Origin of the sequence: Idiomarina abyssalis (assembly GCF_019797805.1) — a bacterium.
Lineage (GTDB): Bacteria > Pseudomonadota > Gammaproteobacteria > Enterobacterales > Alteromonadaceae > Idiomarina > Idiomarina abyssalis.
In genome coordinates this window covers 1,576,451-1,596,389 of sequence record NZ_CP081832.1, presented here as the reverse complement: position 1 = coordinate 1,596,389, position 19,939 = coordinate 1,576,451, and the positions used below count along the sequence as shown (strand labels likewise).

The 19,939-nt window shown below is 47.1% G+C and carries 17 protein-coding genes; 2 read left to right on the top strand and 15 right to left on the bottom strand.

The features are described from left to right. Positions 1-20: 20 nt before the first annotated feature. Complete coding sequence (locus K5X84_RS07620; protein WP_222235484.1) at positions 21-1,724, bottom strand: proline--tRNA ligase; 1,704 nt, start codon at positions 1,722-1,724, stop codon at positions 21-23. Positions 1,725-1,802: 78 nt separating this feature from the next. Continuing rightward, on the bottom strand, positions 1,803-2,510 hold the full coding sequence (gene tsaA / locus K5X84_RS07615; RefSeq protein ID WP_222235483.1) for a tRNA (N6-threonylcarbamoyladenosine(37)-N6)-methyltransferase TrmO: 708 nt from the start codon (positions 2,508-2,510) through the stop codon (positions 1,803-1,805). A 211-nt stretch (positions 2,511-2,721) separates the two neighbouring features. On the opposite strand from tsaA, the gene K5X84_RS07610 reads away from it, so the two are divergent. After that, a complete protein-coding gene (locus tag K5X84_RS07610; RefSeq protein ID WP_222235482.1) occupies positions 2,722-3,366 on the top strand; it encodes a hypothetical protein in 645 nt (214 codons plus the stop codon). On the opposite strand, the gene rcsF is transcribed toward K5X84_RS07610, so the two are convergent. The 12 genes from rcsF to K5X84_RS07550 form a co-directional block, all read right to left on the bottom strand. Then, positions 3,363-3,659: an Rcs stress response system protein RcsF gene (rcsF, locus tag K5X84_RS07605; protein ID WP_222237007.1), complete on the bottom strand. Its 297-nt coding sequence runs from the start codon at positions 3,657-3,659 to the stop codon at positions 3,363-3,365. The genes K5X84_RS07610 and rcsF overlap by 4 nt on opposite strands. 186 nt (positions 3,660-3,845) lie before the next feature. After that, positions 3,846-4,262, bottom strand: coding sequence for an H-NS family histone-like protein (locus K5X84_RS07600; RefSeq protein ID WP_054488227.1), 417 nt, complete (start codon positions 4,260-4,262; stop codon positions 3,846-3,848). 160 nt (positions 4,263-4,422) lie between these two features. Beyond that, positions 4,423-4,848, bottom strand: a complete 426-nt coding sequence (locus tag K5X84_RS07595; protein ID WP_222235481.1) for a hypothetical protein — start codon at positions 4,846-4,848, stop codon at positions 4,423-4,425. 133 nt (positions 4,849-4,981) lie between these two features. Then, positions 4,982-6,631: an electron transfer flavoprotein-ubiquinone oxidoreductase gene (locus K5X84_RS07590; protein ID WP_222235480.1), complete on the bottom strand. Its 1,650-nt coding sequence runs from the start codon at positions 6,629-6,631 to the stop codon at positions 4,982-4,984. A 17-nt stretch (positions 6,632-6,648) separates the two neighbouring features. After that, positions 6,649-8,865: a putative bifunctional diguanylate cyclase/phosphodiesterase gene (locus K5X84_RS07585; protein ID WP_222235479.1), complete on the bottom strand. Its 2,217-nt coding sequence runs from the start codon at positions 8,863-8,865 to the stop codon at positions 6,649-6,651. 3 nt (positions 8,866-8,868) lie between these two features. Beyond that, positions 8,869-10,812 (bottom strand): acetoacetate--CoA ligase, encoded by a 1,944-nt coding sequence (locus tag K5X84_RS07580; RefSeq protein WP_222235478.1) that lies wholly within the window; start codon positions 10,810-10,812, stop codon positions 8,869-8,871. 2 nt (positions 10,813-10,814) lie between these two features. Then, a complete protein-coding gene (locus tag K5X84_RS07575) occupies positions 10,815-11,720 on the bottom strand; it encodes a hydroxymethylglutaryl-CoA lyase (RefSeq protein ID WP_222235477.1) in 906 nt (301 codons plus the stop codon). 2 nt (positions 11,721-11,722) lie between these two features. Next, positions 11,723-13,693 (bottom strand): acetyl/propionyl/methylcrotonyl-CoA carboxylase subunit alpha, encoded by a 1,971-nt coding sequence (locus K5X84_RS07570; RefSeq protein ID WP_199494904.1) that lies wholly within the window; start codon positions 13,691-13,693, stop codon positions 11,723-11,725. A 14-nt stretch (positions 13,694-13,707) separates the two neighbouring features. Beyond that, a complete protein-coding gene (locus K5X84_RS07565; RefSeq protein WP_199494903.1) occupies positions 13,708-14,493 on the bottom strand; it encodes an enoyl-CoA hydratase/isomerase family protein in 786 nt (261 codons plus the stop codon). 16 nt (positions 14,494-14,509) lie between these two features. Further along, positions 14,510-16,117 (bottom strand): carboxyl transferase domain-containing protein, encoded by a 1,608-nt coding sequence (locus K5X84_RS07560; RefSeq protein ID WP_222235476.1) that lies wholly within the window; start codon positions 16,115-16,117, stop codon positions 14,510-14,512. A 15-nt stretch (positions 16,118-16,132) separates the two neighbouring features. Beyond that, positions 16,133-17,302: an isovaleryl-CoA dehydrogenase gene (locus K5X84_RS07555; RefSeq protein WP_199494901.1), complete on the bottom strand. Its 1,170-nt coding sequence runs from the start codon at positions 17,300-17,302 to the stop codon at positions 16,133-16,135. After that, positions 17,299-17,718: a MerR family transcriptional regulator gene (locus K5X84_RS07550; RefSeq protein WP_054488207.1), complete on the bottom strand. Its 420-nt coding sequence runs from the start codon at positions 17,716-17,718 to the stop codon at positions 17,299-17,301. Before K5X84_RS07550 ends, K5X84_RS07555 begins: the two co-directional genes overlap by 4 nt. A 78-nt stretch (positions 17,719-17,796) precedes the next feature. Here K5X84_RS07550 and K5X84_RS07545 point away from each other — a divergent pair, with 78 nt between their 5' ends. After that, positions 17,797-18,978, top strand: a complete 1,182-nt coding sequence (locus K5X84_RS07545; protein WP_054488206.1) for an acetyl-CoA C-acyltransferase — start codon at positions 17,797-17,799, stop codon at positions 18,976-18,978. Positions 18,979-18,998: 20 nt separating this feature from the next. On the opposite strand, the gene K5X84_RS07540 is transcribed toward K5X84_RS07545, so the two are convergent. Further along, a complete protein-coding gene (locus K5X84_RS07540) occupies positions 18,999-19,877 on the bottom strand; it encodes an EamA family transporter (protein ID WP_054488205.1) in 879 nt (292 codons plus the stop codon). Positions 19,878-19,939: the final 62 nt, after the last annotated feature.

The following is a 19,939-nucleotide window of genomic DNA, read 5'->3' as shown; positions in this document are numbered from 1 at the left end:
TTTTTCTTTGCTTATTGAGTTCAGAACTGCTGTTTAATGAAGTTAACGCAGTCGTCTAAACTGACTTTTTGCTTCTCGCCGCCTTTACGACTCTGGTACTCAACCTGGTTTTCATCCAGGTTACGTTCACCAACCACAACCTGATGTGGAATACCTATGAGCTCCATGTCCGTAAACATGACTCCAGGACGCTCTTTACGGTCGTCAAACAGAACATCAATACCTTGAGCCTTCAAGTCTTCGTAAAGCTTCTCAGCGGCCGCCTGAACACGTGCTGACTTATGCATGTTCATTGGCACAATAACGACCTGGAAGGGCGCCAGGGCATCTGGCCAGCATATACCACGCTCGTCGTTATTCTGTTCTATTGCAGCAGCAACAATGCGCGATACACCAATACCATAACAACCCATAGTCAGAGTTTCGTGTTTACCGGTTTCAGACAGTACACCAACTTTCATGGCATCACTGTACTTTGTGCCGAGCTGGAAAATATGGCCCACTTCAATGCCTCGGGCAATTTTCACTTTACCCTGACCACAAGGGCTTGGGTCGCCGGCAACAACATTGCGAATATCCACTACGGTAGAGTCCGGAGTGTCGCGCTCCCAGTTGACGCCCGTCAGCCAATGACCATTTTCATTGGCGCCACAGGCGAAATCGGCCAGGTGAGCGGCACTGCGATCAACCAGCAATGGGAGCTTTGACTTAACTACGCCAATGTAAGGCGCTTCTATACCCGTTGCTTTTTCAGTTTGAGTCAGTATTTCCAACGGAGCCGCGACTTGTTCGAGTTTTTCCGCTTTTACTGTATTCAGTTCATGATCCGCGCGTAATACAAGTTGAATGTACTCGGCTTCAATGTCATCTGATGCTTTGACAATAACGGACTTAACAGCTTGCTGACTTTCTACAGATAGTGGCTGTAATACAGCGGCCAGTTCATCACCATGTACTTGATGTTTTTCCATTTTTTGCGTTGCAGCAGGGCGTTCTCCTGCAGGGGCCAAAGCTTCGGCCATTTCCACATTGGCGGCATAATCTGATGAGTCAGAAAATGCGATAGCGTCTTCGCCGGAGCTGGCCAAAACGTGGAACTCGTGCGAGTGACTTCCGCCAATAGAGCCTGTGTCTGCAATAACCGGACGATAATCCAGACCCAGGCGCTCAAAAATACGGCTGTACGCTTTGTACATGTCATCGTAAGTTTTTTGCAGCGACTCGTCAGTGAGATGGAAAGAGTAAGCGTCCTTCATCATAAACTCACGTGCACGCATAACGCCAAAACGAGGGCGAATTTCGTCGCGGAATTTTGTCTGGATCTGGAATAAGGTTAATGGCAGTTGCTTATAGCTACTGACTTCCTTGCGTACCAACTGACTGATAATTTCCTCGTGGGTTGGGCCCAATAAGAAGTCACGTTGATTGCGATCCTTGATACGCAATAACTCCGGGCCGTAATCATCCCAGCGTCCAGATTCCTGCCAGAGATCGGCCGGTTGTACCATCGGCATTAAAATTTCCAATGCGTTAATGGCTTCCATTTCCTCACGGACAACATTCTCAACTTTACGTAGTACACGCAGGCCGGTGGGAGTCCAGGTATAAAGTCCGGCGGCGACCTTACGGATCATGCCTGCCCGCAACATAAGCTGATGACTCACGATCTCAGCGTCAGAAGGTGTTTCTTTAAGCGTAGATAATAAATATTGGCTGCTGCGCATAGTCCGGCATCTCTGCAATTTATAGTGGTCAAAAATTAGAGCGAAGTTTAGCAGTGTCTGACTCAGCTCAAAAGCCTTTTACGGCTGTTTTAATGAGATTTCTTCAACAAAAACGGTGTTTTGTTGTACATACCAACGAATATTATAGTTTAAAAGTGCGGTGCCGTAAGTTCTCTGGGGCGACTGCGCTTTGTGATAGGCCGGTCGAGGGTCCTGACTAAGTACCTCAGTAGCCAGTGTCCTTAGGCCGGAAGAGCTCGAGTGTGCGCTTTTCAACACTGCCTCGGCGGCGTCCGAAAACTGTACTTTCATACGAGACTCAGGCTTTTCTTGTGCAAATCCCGCTCGGGCATCGGTAATAGAGTCAACGTAGGGAATATACGGCTTTATATCGACAATTGGCGTTTTATCGACTAAATCTGCTCCGCGAACAGTCAAGACGACATTCGGTTCCGTTTGTACCGCAATCAGCTCGACAACGGACAAACCCAACTGGTTAGGCCGAAACGGAGAGCGTGTGGCAAATACCCCTAACTGTTGGTTACCGCCCAGACGCGGCGGCCGGACTCTTTCCTGCCAGGTATCGTGCTGATGAAACTCGAAAGTTAGCCAAAGGTGTGAAAACTGCTCGATGCCTTCTATGGCTTGTGCGTGCTGGTAGTCACCAACCAGTTCCACTTGAGCAAGTGCAGAAGGAACCAACCCCGGCTGTCGGGGAACGCTGAATTTCTCAGGAAAAGGCGTACGGATAACCGCAATCTGTGTCAGTTGTTGCTGGCTTTTCATATCGCCTCCGTTAGTGAACACGCGAAATACAGGTAGCCAATTTCACCACATAGTTAGCTATTTCGCTAATTGATTACTTTTCGATTTATTTAAGTATTTGATATTAAAGGGTTTTAATCTTTGGCATAAGCGTTGCAGAGCTAATCAATAAATTACATGACGTGCTTTAGAGTTTGGCATGAACGGTTTTAATAACAATAGGAAAAGAAAAATGATGAAACATAAAATTTGGCCTTTAACTTTAGGCTTTATCGGCTTAGTTACGCTTAGCACAGCGGCTTTCTCTGCAAATGATCGCGAGCGCACTCTGACTGACAGCTATATTGTCAGCAGCGATACAGAAATTCGCCTGGATGCAACGGTCGGGACTGTTGAGCTAAGAGTTACTGAAGATGAGGCGGTTGAAATTGAACTGCGCGTTGAATCTGATGATGACGGCTGGTTTGCCAGTGGTGGTGATTTGTCAGAGGTGCTCATAAAAGGGGAGCGTAGCGGTAATCAGTTGGAAATATCCGCCACGCCGCACGATGATATGTCTCAACATTGGAAGGTGTCAGTTCCTCGCTCACGGTTATTGGAAGTAAATTTGGGTGTTGGCGAAATATCCGGTGATTTGCCATTCAACAATGTAAAAGTAGATTTGGGCGTAGGCGATGTGTCACTGAACCTTGCCAACGGTGAGTATGGTTTGGTTGAAGCTTCAGTAGGTGTTGGCGATACCAGCTTGAGAAACTTCGGTAATACTCAGGAAAACAGAATGTTAGTAACTTCGGAATCCAGTTATCGGGGTAATGGTTCGACGGATGTTCAGGTTGAAGTTGGGGTAGGTGACGTGACGTTAACCAGAAACAACTAATCACGCCACCGAATTGCACGGCCTACACAGCTGACTTCACTGTAACAGATGGAGTCGGCTTTAGGTTTTAATGAAAAACACTGGGTTTCAATGACGGCATGTGCCTTAAATCGAACAGCGTCGACCCGTAGAGCTTGAATAGCTTTGTTATCTGACGCCGGTTCACCGTTAAATTGTCGCTGGCAGCTCTCACCATTTACAACACTAACGAGCTCGTATGCGCGCGCCGGCGTGTCGCCTGTATGGTAAATTCTGATGTCACCCGAGTCGATTTGATTAAAGCCTCCTGGCATCTGAGGTAAGATGCTGCAGGCAGAAAGGCCGAATAATGGCGTTAATACGAATGCTATGAAACGATAGCGCAATGTCGATCCTTGCCAGTTTGAATTTTCTATAGCCTAATCAAGCTGAGTCTATTGTTCAACAAAAAGCGTAGTCTTGATTAATTATTCATCGCGACTACGCATAAATTCGTCTTATTACTTAATTAAAAAAGACTCTAACGGTTTGCCATTATCAATCGCTGTTTTCATAGCTTTTGGCATGCGCCCCTGACCAGTCCAGGTTTGCTTTTCACCATTTTCATCAGTGTATTCATATTTAGGCGGCTTAGGCGCTCTTTTCTTGCGAGTTGTTTTAACAATAGGCTCTCCACCCAGCTCTTGCTCTAATATGTCTGAAAGCTCGATACCGGCGTCTGCCATTGCACTTTTAAACTCTTCAATTTTCTTTTGTTTGGCTTCATGCTGGCGCAGTTTCTCAGCTTCTTCTTCACGACGCTGAGCGATAACCGAATCGAACTTTTCTTTAATGCTTTCCAGTTCATTTAAGTTAAGTTCTTTTAGTGCAGCTTTTAAACGACGCTCATGACGCAGAATATTAATGAAATCACTCATTGATTCTTACCTTATTTGATTGACTTAAATTTCATGTTGATTTGTATTCATTATAGCGAGATAAAGTATTTTAATTGAAGTTTATTATTAATTAAAAATTATGTGTCAAACGGAAAAAGCGGATCATTGATCCGCCTTTTATACACTCAGTTATTAACAATTAATTGTTACCATTGTCATCATCGTTATTATCGTCGTCTTTGTCTTCATTCTTATCTGAGTCGTCAGACTTATCTTTAAGCGATTGGCGTTTTTCTTTCATTTTTTCTTTTTCTGATTTACGTTTCTCTTTCATCGATTTCCATTTCTCTTTTTTCTCAGCTTTGTCTTCCTTGCGCTCTGCTTTTTGTTGTTTCCGTTCCTCTTTACGTTCTGCCATTTTCGCTTTTTGCTCGTTGCGGATAGCTTCCATTTCAGCTTTTTGCTCGTTTCGCATGGCCTCCATGTCAGCTTTTAAGTCGTCTTGCTGCTTGCGAACTTCTTCGCTGCGCTCTTGTTCTTCATTGTTATTATCTTCAGATTGCTGAGCCAGAGCGAAAGGGGAGGCTAATAAAGATAATATTGCTAAGGACGTTAATAGTTTCATAATACACCTCGTTTAAGGGACACTTAGGACTTAAATAAGTCGACAGGTTAAAAATTTACAAGTTCCTAAAATGAAAAAACACCAAAACATTTAGCATGCTTTGGTGTTTTTTGTTATGAGATTTACACTTTACTTACATATTAGGATAAGTTGGTCCGCCACCACCTTCCGGAACAACCCAGGTAATATTCTGACTGGGATCTTTAATGTCACAGGTTTTGCAATGTATACAGTTTTGAGCGTTAATCTGGAAAACTTGTTTCCCGTCCTCTTCAACAACCTCATAAACGCCGGCGGGGCAATATCTTTGCGCGGGCTCGGCGTATTTCGGTAAATTAACCTCTAAAGGAATATCAGCGTTTTCCAGCTTTAAATGGCAAGGCTGATCTTCAGCATGGTTAGTATTAGATAAAAAGACAGATGATAAACGATCAAATGTGAGTTTATTATCAGGTTTAGGATAGTCAATTGCCTTAAAATCTTCGGCTTTACCGGTGGCTTTATAATCCGGTGTCCACTCTTTAAATTTAAAGGGTAATTTGCCGCCAAACCAATTTTGGTCAACCATGTTGTATGCGCCGCCTAACATGGTACCTAACTTATGAACCGCGCCGCCAAAGTTACGAGAGCGGTATAACTCATCAAATACCCATGAGTTTTCAAAGGCGTTTTTAAAGTTACTGATGTCGTCGTTGGCTTTACCATTTTTAAGCTGTTCAAAGACGCATTCAGCGGCAACCATGCCCGACTTCATGGCAGTATGGTTACCCTTAATTTTGGCGAAATTCAAAGTACCGGCGTTACAGCCGACAAGTAAACCGCCCGGGAATGTCATTTTCGGCAACGAGTAATAACCACCTTTGGCAATGGCTCGAGCCCCGTAGGATACGCGCTTACCGTTTTCTATCACGTTTTTAATTGCAGGGTGTGTTTTAAAGCGTTGGAACTCCTGAAAGGGGTTCAGATACGGGTTTGCATAGTTGAGGTCCACAATTAAGCCTAAATACACTTGCCCGTCTTCAGCGTGGTAAAGGTAACCACCACCGCTGGCATTACTATCGGTTAGCGGCCAGCCTGCGGTGTGAACCACTTTCCCGGGTTCATGCAGCTCTTCTGGTATATCCCAAATTTCTTTAAAGCCTAAACCGTAGTGTTGAGGTGTACTGTCTTTATCCAGTTCAAACTTATTAATCAGCTCTTTACCTAAGTGTCCACGGCAACCTTCTGCAAACAAAGTGTATTTAGCACGCAGTTCCATACCTGGCATGTAGCCATCTTTTTCACTGCCGTCTTTAGCAACACCCATGTCACCAGTTTGAATACCGGCAACGCTGCCGTCTTCGTTGTATAGGATTTCTGAGGCCGCAAAGCCCGGGAAAATCTCTACACCTAGTTGCTCTGCCTGTTCTGCCATCCAGCGACAAAGGTTACCCATACTGGCAATATAATTGCCTTTATTATGGAAGGTGTTTGGCACGGTAAAGTCAGGTAGACGAGTGTGACTATCTTCGTCTTTTAACAGCAGAATATCATCGCCGGTGACTTCCGTATTAAGCGGCGCGCCGCGCTCTTTCCAGTCAGGGAAAAGTTCATTTAAGGCACGTGGTTCAAAAACGGCACCTGATAAAATATGCGCGCCAATATCGGCGCCTTTTTCAACAACGCATATCATGAGCTCTTGCTCACTTTCTTGTGCGAGTTGACCGAGTCGACAGGCGGTTGCCAGCCCAGAAGGGCCTGCACCAACAATTACGACATCAAACTCCATACTTTCGCGTTCCACGTTAACCTCCGCTATATTCAGGCAATCTGGATAGGGATAAGCCCTTTATACTGCTGTAATAATTGGGTGATTTGTCGTGCCGGTACGGGTTTACTAAAAAGGAACCCCTGGCCGGTACTACATTCACGCTGTAATAAAAATTCGACTTGTTCTTCTGTTTCAATACCTTCTGCAACCAGTTGAATATTCAGGTTGCGTGCAAGACTAATAATCGCCTGCGTAATGGTTGCGTCATCTTCGTTGTGGGGCAGGTCTTTAACAAAGGAGCGGTCAACTTTTAATGAAGTCACCGGGAAGTTCTTAAGATACGACAATGAAGAGTAACCTACGCCAAAATCATCGATTGCCAGTGACATTCCGTGTTCACGTACCGAATGCATAAAGCGGGTATGTGACTGAATATTTTCAATAAAGACTTGCTCCGTAAGCTCTAGTTCGACTTTGCTCGGTGGTATCTGAGCTTCATTTACGCGCTCCATAATATCATCAACCAGCTCAGGTAAGTGTAGCTGCTTTCCTGAAATATTGATCGCGATACTGAGCTCTTCAAATCCGATATCGTGCCATTGCTTCAATTGGAGAAACGCTTCTTCCATAACGTATTCTGATATCGGAATAATCAAACCGGTATCTTCAGCCAATGGAATAAACTCATCCGGTGGAATAATGCTGCCGTCGTCGTCAACCCAGCGCACCAAGGCCTCAAGGCCGCTGATACGGCGACTGCTTAACTCAACCTTAGGTTGGTAATAAACCGTTAATTGTTGTTTAGAAACAGCATGGCGCAGTCGTTTAACGAGTTCCAGCTTCTTGGTCAAGTCTCTGTGTATGGCTTTATCGTACACTTTATAAGTGTTACGGCCATGCTCTTTAGCCTGGTAAAGCGCTGTGTCGGCATTACGAATAAAGTATTCAGCGTTAAAGTCGGCATCCTCAGCAAAGGTAATACCAATGGATGCACTAATAAATAACTCGTACACATCAACAAAGAAGTGGGTGTCGAGAGCTTGCAGTAACTGTTCAGATAGCTTTATAACGCTCTCGCGACTGTCCGGCTCTGCTATAGCGAGTAAGAATTCATCACCACCAGCCCGGGCAAGAACACTGGACTTAGGAGCCAGCTTCGTAATACGGCGCGCAACTCTGCGTAAGAGTTCGTCACCAACGGTATGCCCCAGCGCGTCGTTAACTTCTTTAAATCTGTCTAAGTCAATGAAAAGCAAAGCTGCTTTCTTATGCGGTGATTCAGTTTCCAGCCATTCACCCAAAATACGTTTTAGCGCATTACGGTTTACCAGTCCGGTGAGCGAGTCGTGTTCGGCCAGGTATGCCATTTGCTTTTCAATGCGCTCTCGCTCGTCAATTTCACTATAGAGCTCAATGTTTGAATCGGCCAGTTGTTGCGCCTTAAAGCGGCTTTGCCCCAGAATATAAAGCACAAAAGTCAACATACTGGTAACCAGTAGCCCGGCAATTAAGGCCGCTACTGAGATACCACCGCGCAGCTGTTCCAAATGATTCGTCGTAGGCCAAACCGAAAGCTCCCAACTGTTGCCGACCAACTGTAATGAGTGATAATGGGACCATTCATCACGTAACGAAGAGTCTCCGGCAAACTGGAAAAGGACGTCGTCTTCACTTCGTACACTCAGTTGAAAGCCTTCACTAATATTACTGCGAACAACATTGCTGAACAGACTCTGTAGGCTAATGATGAACCCCAGAAAGCCTGGATTTTGCTCTCGTTCAACCCGGACGAAAATGGCAATGTCGCTGCTAATACGACCGAGATTTCCGGCAGGCCCCATCATGGCATGCCTATTACCTTCAGATGCTTCCAGTTTTCCAACCAGTGAAGTTTTAGAGAAAGAGGTGCCTAATAACTCCGGCTGTTCATTTTGGGGATAGATTAATTCTATGTTGAGGTCGTCATTAAGCCAGGCGATACCTTGCACGTTTTGATAGTACAAGGTAACGATATCGGCATTTTCCTTCCAGCGTTCCTTTATGGTCAGATCACTGCGTTCCCACTCTCTCGCCAGAAGTTCAGCGACAAATAAATGTGAAACCAGACTTTGCCGGATATCACGCTGTAAGCTGTAAGTTTCAGCTTCCAGTGCGTCGTGGACAACTTGGTTTTCTTGGTAACGCAAATAGCTAAAAGCGGTAACCGTAATAACCAGGCCTACAATGGCTGCTACGACCGCCTGCCGTGATCCGTGCAGGAACATCATGGATTAACGCAACTCCTCTCTATCACGGAAGTAATCCAGTGCTTCTGGGTTTGCCAGAGCATCTGTGTTTTTAACAGGCTCACCGTGAACCACATTACGTACCGCTAATTCAACTATCTTACCGCTTATAGTACGGGGTATATCGTCAACCTGCAAAATTACAGCAGGAACGTGACGTGGAGTCGCGTTTGCACGAATGGTTTTTGCAATGGTTTGACGCAGCTCGTCGTTAAGCTCTATACCTTCTCTTAGCTTAACGAAAAGAACGACACGCTCGTCATCGTGATATTGCTGACCAATAGCGATACTTTCCAATACTTCATCAACTTTTTCTACCTGACGGTAAATTTCAGCAGTGCCAATACGCACGCCGCCAGGATTAAGAACCGCATCAGAGCGGCCGTAAATAATCACGCCATCGTGCTGAGTTAGCTCGGCGAAATCACCGTGGGCCCAGGTATTTTCAAAACGGGCAAAGTAGGCGTTGTAATAGCGCTCACCGTCATCATCTCCCCAAAAGCTCACTGGCATGCAAGGGAAGGAATTTTCGCAGACAAGTTCGCCTTTTTCGCCACGAACCGGCTTGCCGTTATCGTCATAAACATTCACGGCTAAACCAAGCCCGCGGCACTGCAATTCACCACGGTAGACAGGCAGAATAGGGCAGCCAAGGGCAAAACAAGAAACAATGTCAGTACCACCCGATATAGACGAAAGACAAAGGTCTTTTTTAATGTCGCGATATACGTAATCAAAGCTTTCTGGCGGCAGTACAGAACCGGTTGTTAAGATACTGCGCAGCTTTTCCAGGTTGTGACTTTCTCTTGGTTTAACGTCGGCTTTTTCAAGTGCCGCTAAGTATTTTGCGCTGGTACCAAATACGGTAATGCCTTCTTCGTCTGCAACGTCCCATAAAAATTCAGGTTCCGGTGCAAAAGGAGAGCCATCAAATAAGGTAAGGGTAGCGCCAACAGCTAAACCGCTGACTAACCAGTTCCACATCATCCAGCCACAGGTGGTGAAATAGAATAGGTTATCGTCACGGTCTAAGTCGGTATGCAGGCCGTGCTCTTTTACATGCTGCAATAGCGTGCCACCGGTACCGTGAACAATACATTTAGGTACGCCCGTGGTGCCAGATGAAAACATAATATAGAGCGGATCATTAAAATTACGAGGAACAAAGTCTATTTGTGTTTGTTCGGCATCGCTAAAGTCATTCCAGGCAAAAACATTTTCACCTTTAAGGCGGTCTTTTTGTTGACTGAAATTGACCACAACGGTGGCTTCAATACTTTTTATTTCTTTTATAATATCCGCGGTTTTGCTTTTTATGTTGAGGTTTTTGCCATTATAAAAATAGCCGTCAACGGTTATCAGTACTTTGGGTTCAATTTGACCAAAGCGGTCAAGCACGCCCTGAACACCAAAGTCCGGAGAGCAGGATGACCAGATAGCACCGATACTGGTAGTTGCCAGCATACCAATAATGGTTTCAATGCAATTGGGCATCATGGCAGCAACACGGTCACCAGCTTCGACGCCGCGTTGACGCAAGCCCGCGGCAAAGGCGGCTACTTCGTGGTTTAGTTCAGCATACGTGAGTTGTTGTCTTACGCCGTTTTCACCACGAAAAATAAGCGCAATGTGATCATCTTTATGGCGTAATAGGTTTTCAGCAAAGTTTAGTTTGGCTTCAGGAAACCATTTGGCACCCGGCATTTTTTCTTTATCGGTGACGACGGTAGAACCTTTTTCGCCAATAACATCAAAGTAATCCCATACCATAGACCAGAAGCTTTCGTCGTTGTCGACTGACCACTGGTAAAGGTCATGGTAATTGGCCAGTGCTACATTTTTTTCTGTATTCACCTGTTGCAGGAAATCCGTCATGCGGGCATTGGCAATGGTATCTGCTGACGGTTGCCACAATGCTTCTGAAGTCATGTTTAATCCCCTTGTTTTGCCAATTCTGCTATCGCGACTTGTGAACGGGGGCCATGCGCTAAATGCTGACAAATATCGGCCCCGGCTGCGATTAACTTATTCAAATCGATACCGGTTTTAATTCCCATACCGTTTAGCATGTACACCACATCTTCGGTGGCAACGTTACCACTGGCACCTTTAGCGTAAGGGCATCCGCCTAAACCAGCAACGGCCGTATCAATAGTGGCAACGCCTAATGGAAGGCAAGCCATAATATTAGCTAAAGCCTGTCCGTAGGTATTGTGAAAGTGCAATGCAAGCTTTTCCATGGGCACTTTTTCGGCTACCGCAGCGAGCATTTCCTGTGCTTTTAAGGGGGTTCCGACACCTATGGTATCGCCAAGTGAAACCTCATAGCAGCCCATGTTGTAAAGCGCTTCAGCAACCTTGACTACATTTTCCAGCGGCACCTCACCCTGATAAGGACAACCTAAAACGCAGGATACATAACCTCTGACAGGTATGTTTTTTTCTTTGGCGGCTGCAATAACCGGCTTAAAACGCTCCAGCGATTCATCAATACTGCAATTTATGTTTTTTTGTGTAAAGGCTTCCGACGCTGCGCCGAATACGGCAACCTCGTCCATATTGGCTGCAACGGCTGCTTCAAAGCCTTTCAGGTTGGGTGTTAAACCCGCGTAGGTAATGCCTGGGCGGCGCGTTATTTGTTCCATAACGGCACTGCTGTCGGCCATTTGCGGTACCCATTTAGGGCTCACAAAGCTGGCACTTTCAATGTAGGAAACGCCAGCATCAGCCAGCGCTTCAATCAAAGCAACTTTTGCATCGACAGAAACGGCGGTTTCATTTTGTAAGCCGTCACGCGGACCTACTTCAACGATCTTTATCTTGTCTGCAAGGCTCATTGTTACTCCGCTTCATTAACTGCTATAAGCTCGTCACCGTCACTGACTAAGTCACCAGCGGCGAAGAAAATGTCGGTCACCTCACCTTCATGCCCGGCGCGAATGGTGTATTCCATTTTCATGGCTTCCATGATGACAAGCGGTTGGTCTTTTTCAACAGTATCGCCTTTTTCTACCAGCACTTCCATGATGGTACCGTTCATTGGCGCAACATGGCCACCATGAGCGGCGTCGTCGGACAGGGTGTCTGCCACACGGTGCCGATGGAAAATGACAGGGCCGTTGTCAGTAAATACGGTAATTTGCTGATCATCGGCGCTGACATAACGATGATAACGCATACTGCCCGCAGTCAGCGTGAGTTTGTCGTCGGTTAAAGACGCCTGCCAGCGAATGCTTTCCTCATCAACTTTCTGCAGGAATTCGCCTGAGGCAGTTTCAATGAGCGATATCGCATAGGTTTCTTCGCCAAACTGCAGTGGCACTGTATGTGTAGCTGCCGAGTTCATTCTAAACGCATTACCACTTTGCCATGGTGAACTGCCACGTTGCTGCTGACGCTGACTAATATCAAATAAAGCGGCTTCGGTCGCAATTTGTTGATAATTCACAGAGTTATCCGGCAGCAGGTCTTCCTGATATTGCTGAATAAACTCTGTTGTCAGGTTGGTTTTCACAAACTCTGGGTGTGAAGCCAAACGATGCAAAAAGTCGACGTTCGTGGTCAGGCCGGTTAAACGGTACTCACGTAAGGCCTTTTGTAAGCGTAGCAGAGCACGAGTACGATCGGTGTCCCAGACAATGAGCTTCGCAATCATAGGGTCGTAGAAGGCGGAAATTTCATCGCCTTCTTCAATACCGGTATCAATGCGAACGCCGTTTTCTTCTGCCGGAGTGCGTAAGTGTTTAATGGTACCGGTGCAAGGTAAAAAGTCGTTGTCCGGATCTTCAGCGTAAATTCGGGCTTCAAACGCGTGACCGTTTACCTGAATGTCATTCTGCGCCAGAGGTAGTGGCTGACCGGATGCAACCAGTAATTGCCATTCGACTAAATCCTGTCCGGTAATCATTTCTGTAACCGGATGCTCAACCTGTAAGCGGGTGTTCATTTCCATGAAATAAAATTCGCCACTTTGGTCAAACAGAAACTCAACCGTACCTGCACCAACGTAGTCTATTGCCTGAGCGGCGCGAATGGCGGCTTCGCCCATTTCCGTACGTGTTTTTTCGGTTAATGCCGGAGCCGGAGCCTCTTCAAGCACCTTTTGGTGACGGCGTTGTACCGAACAGTCGCGCTCTGCCAAATAAACGGCGTTACCGTGTTCATCGGTGAACACCTGAATCTCTACGTGGCGGGGGTTACGAATAAAACGCTCCATGAGCATTTTATCATTACCGAAAGAGGACTTAGCTTCGCGTTTGGCCGAATTCAGAGCTTCATCAAATTCGCCCATGTTTTCGACCACACGCATACCTTTACCACCGCCGCCGTACGCCGCTTTCAGCAGTAGCGGAAAGCCGACTTTTTCAGCTTCTGCTTTTAAGGTTTCGATGTCCTGCTCGCTACCATGATAGCCCGGAACCAGTGGAACGCCGGCGTCCTGCATAATAGATTTAGCCGCGCTCTTAGAGCCCATAGCGGCAATGGATGATACCGGCGGGCCAACAAATATAATGTCATTAGCCTGACATTGGTCAGCAAAATCTTCGTTCTCTGAGAGAAACCCATAACCGGGGTGAATGGCTTCGGCACCGGTTTGTTTAGCCGCAGCAATGATTTTATCGCCACGCAGGTAACTTTCAGTACTTGCTGCCGGACCAATATGTACAGCCTGATCGGCCAATTTAACGTGGCGCGATTTGCGGTCGGCGTCAGAGAATACCGCTACGGTGCGAATTCCCATTTTTTTAGCTGTGGCAATAATACGACAGGCAATTTCACCACGGTTCGCAATCAATAATGTTTTGATCATAATGAGACCTGTTGTTAACTCTGTTTAAGCCAGGCGGCGGGGCGTTTTTCAAGAAACGCACTGAGTCCTTCCTGACCTTCGTCCGACACGCGAATTTCGGCAATGGCTTTAATGGTGTGTTCACGTACGTCTTTATCGATTGGTCGTGAACCGACATTGCGAATCAGTTTCTTACAGGCGCCTACCGCTTGTGGACTGTTCGCTAAAAGCGCTTCTAATAGTTTGTTCAGGGGCTCATCGAAGTCTTCAACAACGTCATTAACTAAGCCCAGTTCCTGCGCTTTATCGGCAAAGAAACGTTCTGCTGTCAGCATATATCGGCGTGATTGGCGCTCGCCAATGGTGCGGACAACATAAGGGCTGATAACCGCGGGGATCAGTCCAATTTTCACTTCACTCAAACAAAAGCTACTGCGCGGTTGCGCCAGTACAATGTCACAGCAGGCGGCAAGGCCTACGGCACCGCCGAAAGCGGCGCCCTGGACTAACGCGATACTGGGCTTGCTGAGCAAGTCCAGACGCTCCATTAACAGCCCAAGCTCACCGGCGTCATCCACGTTTTGCTGGTAGTTTTTATCCGCCATTGAGCGCATCCAGTTCAGGTCCGCACCGGCAGAAAAGTTTTTACCCTCTGAACGAAGCACCAGCACACGCGCGCTATCACTTTCTTCAACTTCTTTTAATGCCTTCAGGAGTTCCGCAATCATCACATCGTCAAAAGCGTTGTGAACATCCGGGCGGTTTAACGTCAGCGTTGCAACGCCTTGGCTGTTGATATCAAGCTCTGTGTATTTTGCCATGGTTAATAACCTCCGATTACATGCGGAAGACGCCGAAACGGCTGTCTTCAATCGGTGCATTTAATGAAGCGGCAAGGCTTAGTGCCAGAACTTCGCGCGTTTGTGCCGGGTCAATAATGCCGTCATCCCATAAGCGGGCAGACGCATAATACGGATGACCTTGTTTCTCGTACTGCTCAACAATCGGCTTTTTCAGCGCTTGTTCTTTTTCTTCACTCAGGCTTTCGCCTTTACGGGCTAAGTTATCTTTGGTGACCTGCGCCATAACGCCTGCAGCTTGCTCACCACCCATGACCGAGATACGCGCATTTGGCCACATGAACATCATGGTTGGGTCATAAGCGCGACCGCACATGCCGTAGTTACCGGCACCATAGCTACCACCAATTAAGACGGTAAACTTAGGAACTTTCGCACAGGAAACGGCCATAACCATTTTCGCGCCGTGTTTGGCAATGCCTTCGGCTTCGTACTTTTTACCGACCATAAAGCCGGTAATGTTTTGTAAGAACACCAGTGGAATTTTACGTTGGGCACAAAGCTCAATGAAGTGAGCACCTTTTTGTGCCGACTCGGAAAACAAAATGCCGTTATTCGCGATAATACCAACGGGGTAGCCGTCAATGCGGGCAAAACCCGTCACCAGCGTATTACCGTAGTTGGCTTTAAATTCATCAAAGTCAGAATCATCAACAATGCGTGCAATCACTTCGTGGACGTCATAAGGCTTGCGCAGGTCGGTACCGACAATGCCGTACAGCTCTTTTGCGTCGTAACGTGGTGGCTTTGATGGTTGGCGGTCCAGCTTAGTTGGCTCGCCTCGGTTAAGGCGTGCTACCGAGCGGCGTGCTAAAGCTAAAGCATGCTCATCGTTGTGAGCAAAATGGTCGGCAACACCGGAAATACGTGTGTGCACGTCGGCGCCGCCAAGCTCTTCGGCTGAAACTTCTTCACCCGTTGCAGCTTTAACCAAAGGTGGACCTGCCAGGAATATGGTACCTTGCTCTTTAACAATAACGCTTTCATCCGCCATCGCGGGTACGTAAGCACCGCCAGCAGTACAAAGGCCCATAACCACCGCAATTTGAGGAATGCCTTTGGCTGACATATTCGCCTGATTAAAGAAAATGCGGCCAAAGTGCTCTTTGTCAGGGAATACTTCGTCCTGACGGGGCAGGTTGGCACCGCCAGAGTCCACCAGGTAAATACAGGGCAAGTGACAACGCTCGGCAATTTCCTGAGCGCGCAAGTGCTTCTTCACGGTCAGCGGGTAGTAGGTGCCGCCTTTCACAGTGGCATCGTTGGCGATGATCATGCACTCAGTGCCTTCAACCTGACCTATGCCAGCGACAACGCCAGCAGCAGGAACGTAATCTTCATAGCATTCCCAGGCGGCAAACTGGCCAATTTCTAAAAATGGCGAGCCAGCGTCCAGCAACTTATTAATACGGTCACGAGGCAGTAATTTACCGCGAGATAAGTGGCGCTCCTGATACTTAGGACCACCGCCCTGATGAATCTTTGTCGCTTTTTCCTGCAAGTCGTTAACGACGTCTTGCATAGACTCACTGTTAGCCGCAAATTGTGCATCGCGGGTGTTGATTTTACTGGATAAAACCGCCACGGCGTTGCCTCCTTATTATTTTGATTCAGTGAACAGTTCGCGACCAATAAGCATACGACGAATTTCCGACGTACCGGCACCGATTTCATAAAGCTTCGCGTCGCGCAGCAGGCGGCCTGTCGGATACTCGTTAATGTAGCCGTTACCACCCAATAACTGTATAGCGTCCAGCGCAAGCTGAGTCGCTAATTCGGCTGCGTAAAGAATAGCGCCTGCGGCGTCTTTACGGGTAGTTTCACCACGGTCACAAGACTGAGCTACTGCGTAAACGTAAGCACGCGCCGCATTAGTGCGAGTGTACATATCAGCAACTTTGCCCTGAATCAGCTGGAATTCGCCGATCTCTTTACCGAACTGTTTGCGATCGTGAATATAAGGTACGCAAGTATCAAGGCAGGCCTGCATAATGCCTAAAGGACCAGCAGCAAGAACAGCGCGCTCGTAATCAAGGCCGCTCATCAGCACTTTAACGCCTTCGTTAAGTTCACCCAGAATGTTCTCTGCAGGCACTTCGACATCTTCAAACACCAGTTCACAGGTGTTTGAACCACGCATACCCAGTTTGTCGAGCTTTTGTGCCTGGCTGAACCCTGGCGTGTCTTTTTCAACAATAAAAGCGGTGATACCACGAGAGTTCTTTTCGGGTTCGGTTTTTGCGTAAATAACAAAGACGTTCGCTTCAGGACCGTTTGTGATCCACATTTTGTTGCCGTTCAGAATGTATTTGTCGCCTTTTTTATCGGCGCGTAGCTTCATACTGACAACGTCAGAGCCGGCGTTAGGTTCACTCATTGCTAAGGCACCAACGTGTTCGCCAGTACATAACTTAGGTAAGTATTTTTGCTTCTGTTCTTCATTACCGTTGCGGTGAATCTGGTTCACACACAAATTGGAGTGTGCCCCATAGCTCAGGCCAACAGAGGCTGATGCACGGCTAATTTCTTCCATCGCGATAACGTGCTCAAGGTAGCCCATGCCAGAACCACCATACTCTTCGGCAACGGTTAAACCGAGCAGACCCATATCGCCAAGCTTGCGCCATAAGTCGCTGGGAAACTCATTTTTTTCATCGATTTCAGCGGCGCGAGGGGCAATTTCGTCACGCGCAAAGGCATTAACTTGCTCACGGATCATGTCGGCTGTTTCGCCGAGCCCAAAGTTAAAGGTGGTGTATTGACTGATCATAACGACTCCTGAGAATGAACTTCTGAAACTGATGAGCTAATGGTCTTAAGCTCGTCCTGACAACGTTGCTCAAGACCGCTTAACTCGGTCAGTAACACATTAATATCTTCCATCTGTTGTTTGAGCGAGAGCTTTTTCTCACCGATGAGCTCAAGTACTTTTTGTAACTGCGCCGCGCTGCTGTTGTCTGCATCGTACAACTCAAATAAACGGCCGGTTTCAGCCAGTGAAAACCCCAGCCGTTTGCCGCGTAGAATCAGCTTTAAACGAACCCGGTCTTTATTGGTGTAAATGCGCTGTTGGCCCTGGCGTCTGGGAGAGAGCAGACCTTCGTCTTCGTAAAAACGAATGCTGCGAGTGGTAATGTCAAATTGTTTTGCCAGTTCACCAATACTGTAAGTTACTTTATTGTCCATCGGTACTTGCTTTTTGGTTGCTCTGGGATCTAAGCTTAGAGGAAGTTTACGTTAACGTAAAGTGCATTTGGAGGAAAGATGTCAAGCGATTCCATCGTGATTGTGGCGGCCAACCGTACGCCAATGGGCGGTTTTCAGGGTTGTCTGAGTGAAGTTTCTGCTCCTAATTTGGGTGCAGCAGCCATTAAGGCAGCACTGAGTAACAGCGGTTTGAAAGCCGATGATATTTCGGAAGTTATCATGGGTAATGTTTTGCCGGCAGGCTTAGGTCAGGCTCCGGCTCGTCAGGCGATGCTTTATGCTGACTTACCTCGTTCGACCGGCGCTACAACGATAAACAAGGTTTGTGGCTCGGGCCTAAAAGCCGCGATGATGGCTCATGACTTAATCAAAGCCGGTTCTGCTGACGTTGTACTGGCGGGCGGTATGGAAAGCATGTCCAACGCGCCGTATATGCTACCTAAAGGTCGCAGCGGCTATCGCATGGGGCATGGACAAGTGCTGGATCACATGATGTTCGACGGCCTTGAAGATGCTTACGAGAATAAAGCCATGGGAAGCTACGCGCAAAGTACTGCTGATGAGTACGGTATTGATCGTGAAGCAATGGATGAATTTGCGATTCATTCTTTAACCAAAGCGCAGGCAGCCATTAAAGACGGCTTGTTTAAAGATGAAATTACAGCGGTGACTTACTCAACTCGTAAAGGTGAAGTTACCGTAGATACCGATGAACAGCCGGGTAAAGCACGACTGGATAAAATTCCTCAGTTACGTGCGGCGTTCAAAAAAGACGGTACGATCACCGCGGCTAACTCAAGCTCTATTTCTGACGGTGCTGCGGCGCTTATCTTAATGCGTGAAAGTGAAGCAAAAGCCAAAGGTCTGCAGCCGTTGGCCCGGGTGATGGGTCACACAACGCACTCGCAGGCACCGTCTGAATTCACTATTGCACCTATTGGCGCAATGAACTCATTGTTGAGCAAGCTGGACTGGACAAAAGACGACGTCGATTTATGGGAAATTAACGAAGCCTTTGCCATGGTAACCATGCTGGCAATTCAGGAAATGAAACTGGATGCGAGCAAAGTGAATGTGCATGGCGGAGCTTGCGCTTTAGGGCATCCTATTGGCGCAAGCGGTGCACGTTTGCTGGTAACGCTGTTGCACGCCTTAAAACAAAAAGGCCAGAAACGAGGCATTACTTCGTTGTGTATCGGTGGCGGCGAAGCTGTCGCTCTGGCTGTGGAAATGATCTAGTCGGGCTTTGCCGGTATAGGCTAGCCTGCGGGTTTCAGCTTTTGAACCCGCCCGGCTAGCCAAACGGCAAGCACTATGATCAAAGCACCAATGCTTAAACGGGTGTAGTCAAAGGACTGTTCCCAGAATAAGACATTAACCAGAATTCCAGCGGGAATTAAGGCATTGTTCATAGTGGCAAGCTGTCCGGTGTTGACCCATTTACTGGCAAGGTTCCAACCAAGGTAACCAAGGCCTGAGGCGACAATACCTAGCCACAGTAAAATGCCCCACTGGAGGTTAGTTGCAGGCATCATGTTTAGGTCAGCAAAAAGCAAAACACCCAGGCCGGCAATAACACTGGCACCAAAGAAAAACGCAGCAAATTGCTGACTTTGTGCCAATGTCTTACCGGTCGGTAAACGTTTATAAGCAACTTGACCTAAGGCAAAGCAAGCATTGGCGGCCTGAATTAAAAAGAAACCAGTGATGAAATCATCAGACAGCGGTTGATACCGAATTATGGCAGCGCCGCAAACGGATACTGCCGCAGCAATCCACCATAAAAGAGGTAAATGCTTGCGGTTGAGTATGAGTTCGTCAATGAGGGTTATGTAGAGCGGTGTAAAAATAGTGAACAAAAGCACTTCGGCAACGCTCAAATACAAAAACGCATGGTAAAGAAACAAATACATGGCGCCAATTTGTATAGCGCCAATAACGGCCAGTTTAGTCAGTTGAGGTAGCTGCCCACTTTTGGGAGACAAATGCCGCCAACGAAATAACGGTAACACGGTTATCAGTGCTAAAATCATGCGGATAAACACAACAATATAACCGTCAACCTGACCGGCAAGATAAACGCCGATTAGCGAAAAACTGGCGGCCCAAAGTAAAGTAATCAGAATTAAGAGGGTCACGTTAAGGCTCACTTAACTAAATTTAGCTCATCAATAGATGACAAAATAACACAATAAGAAGG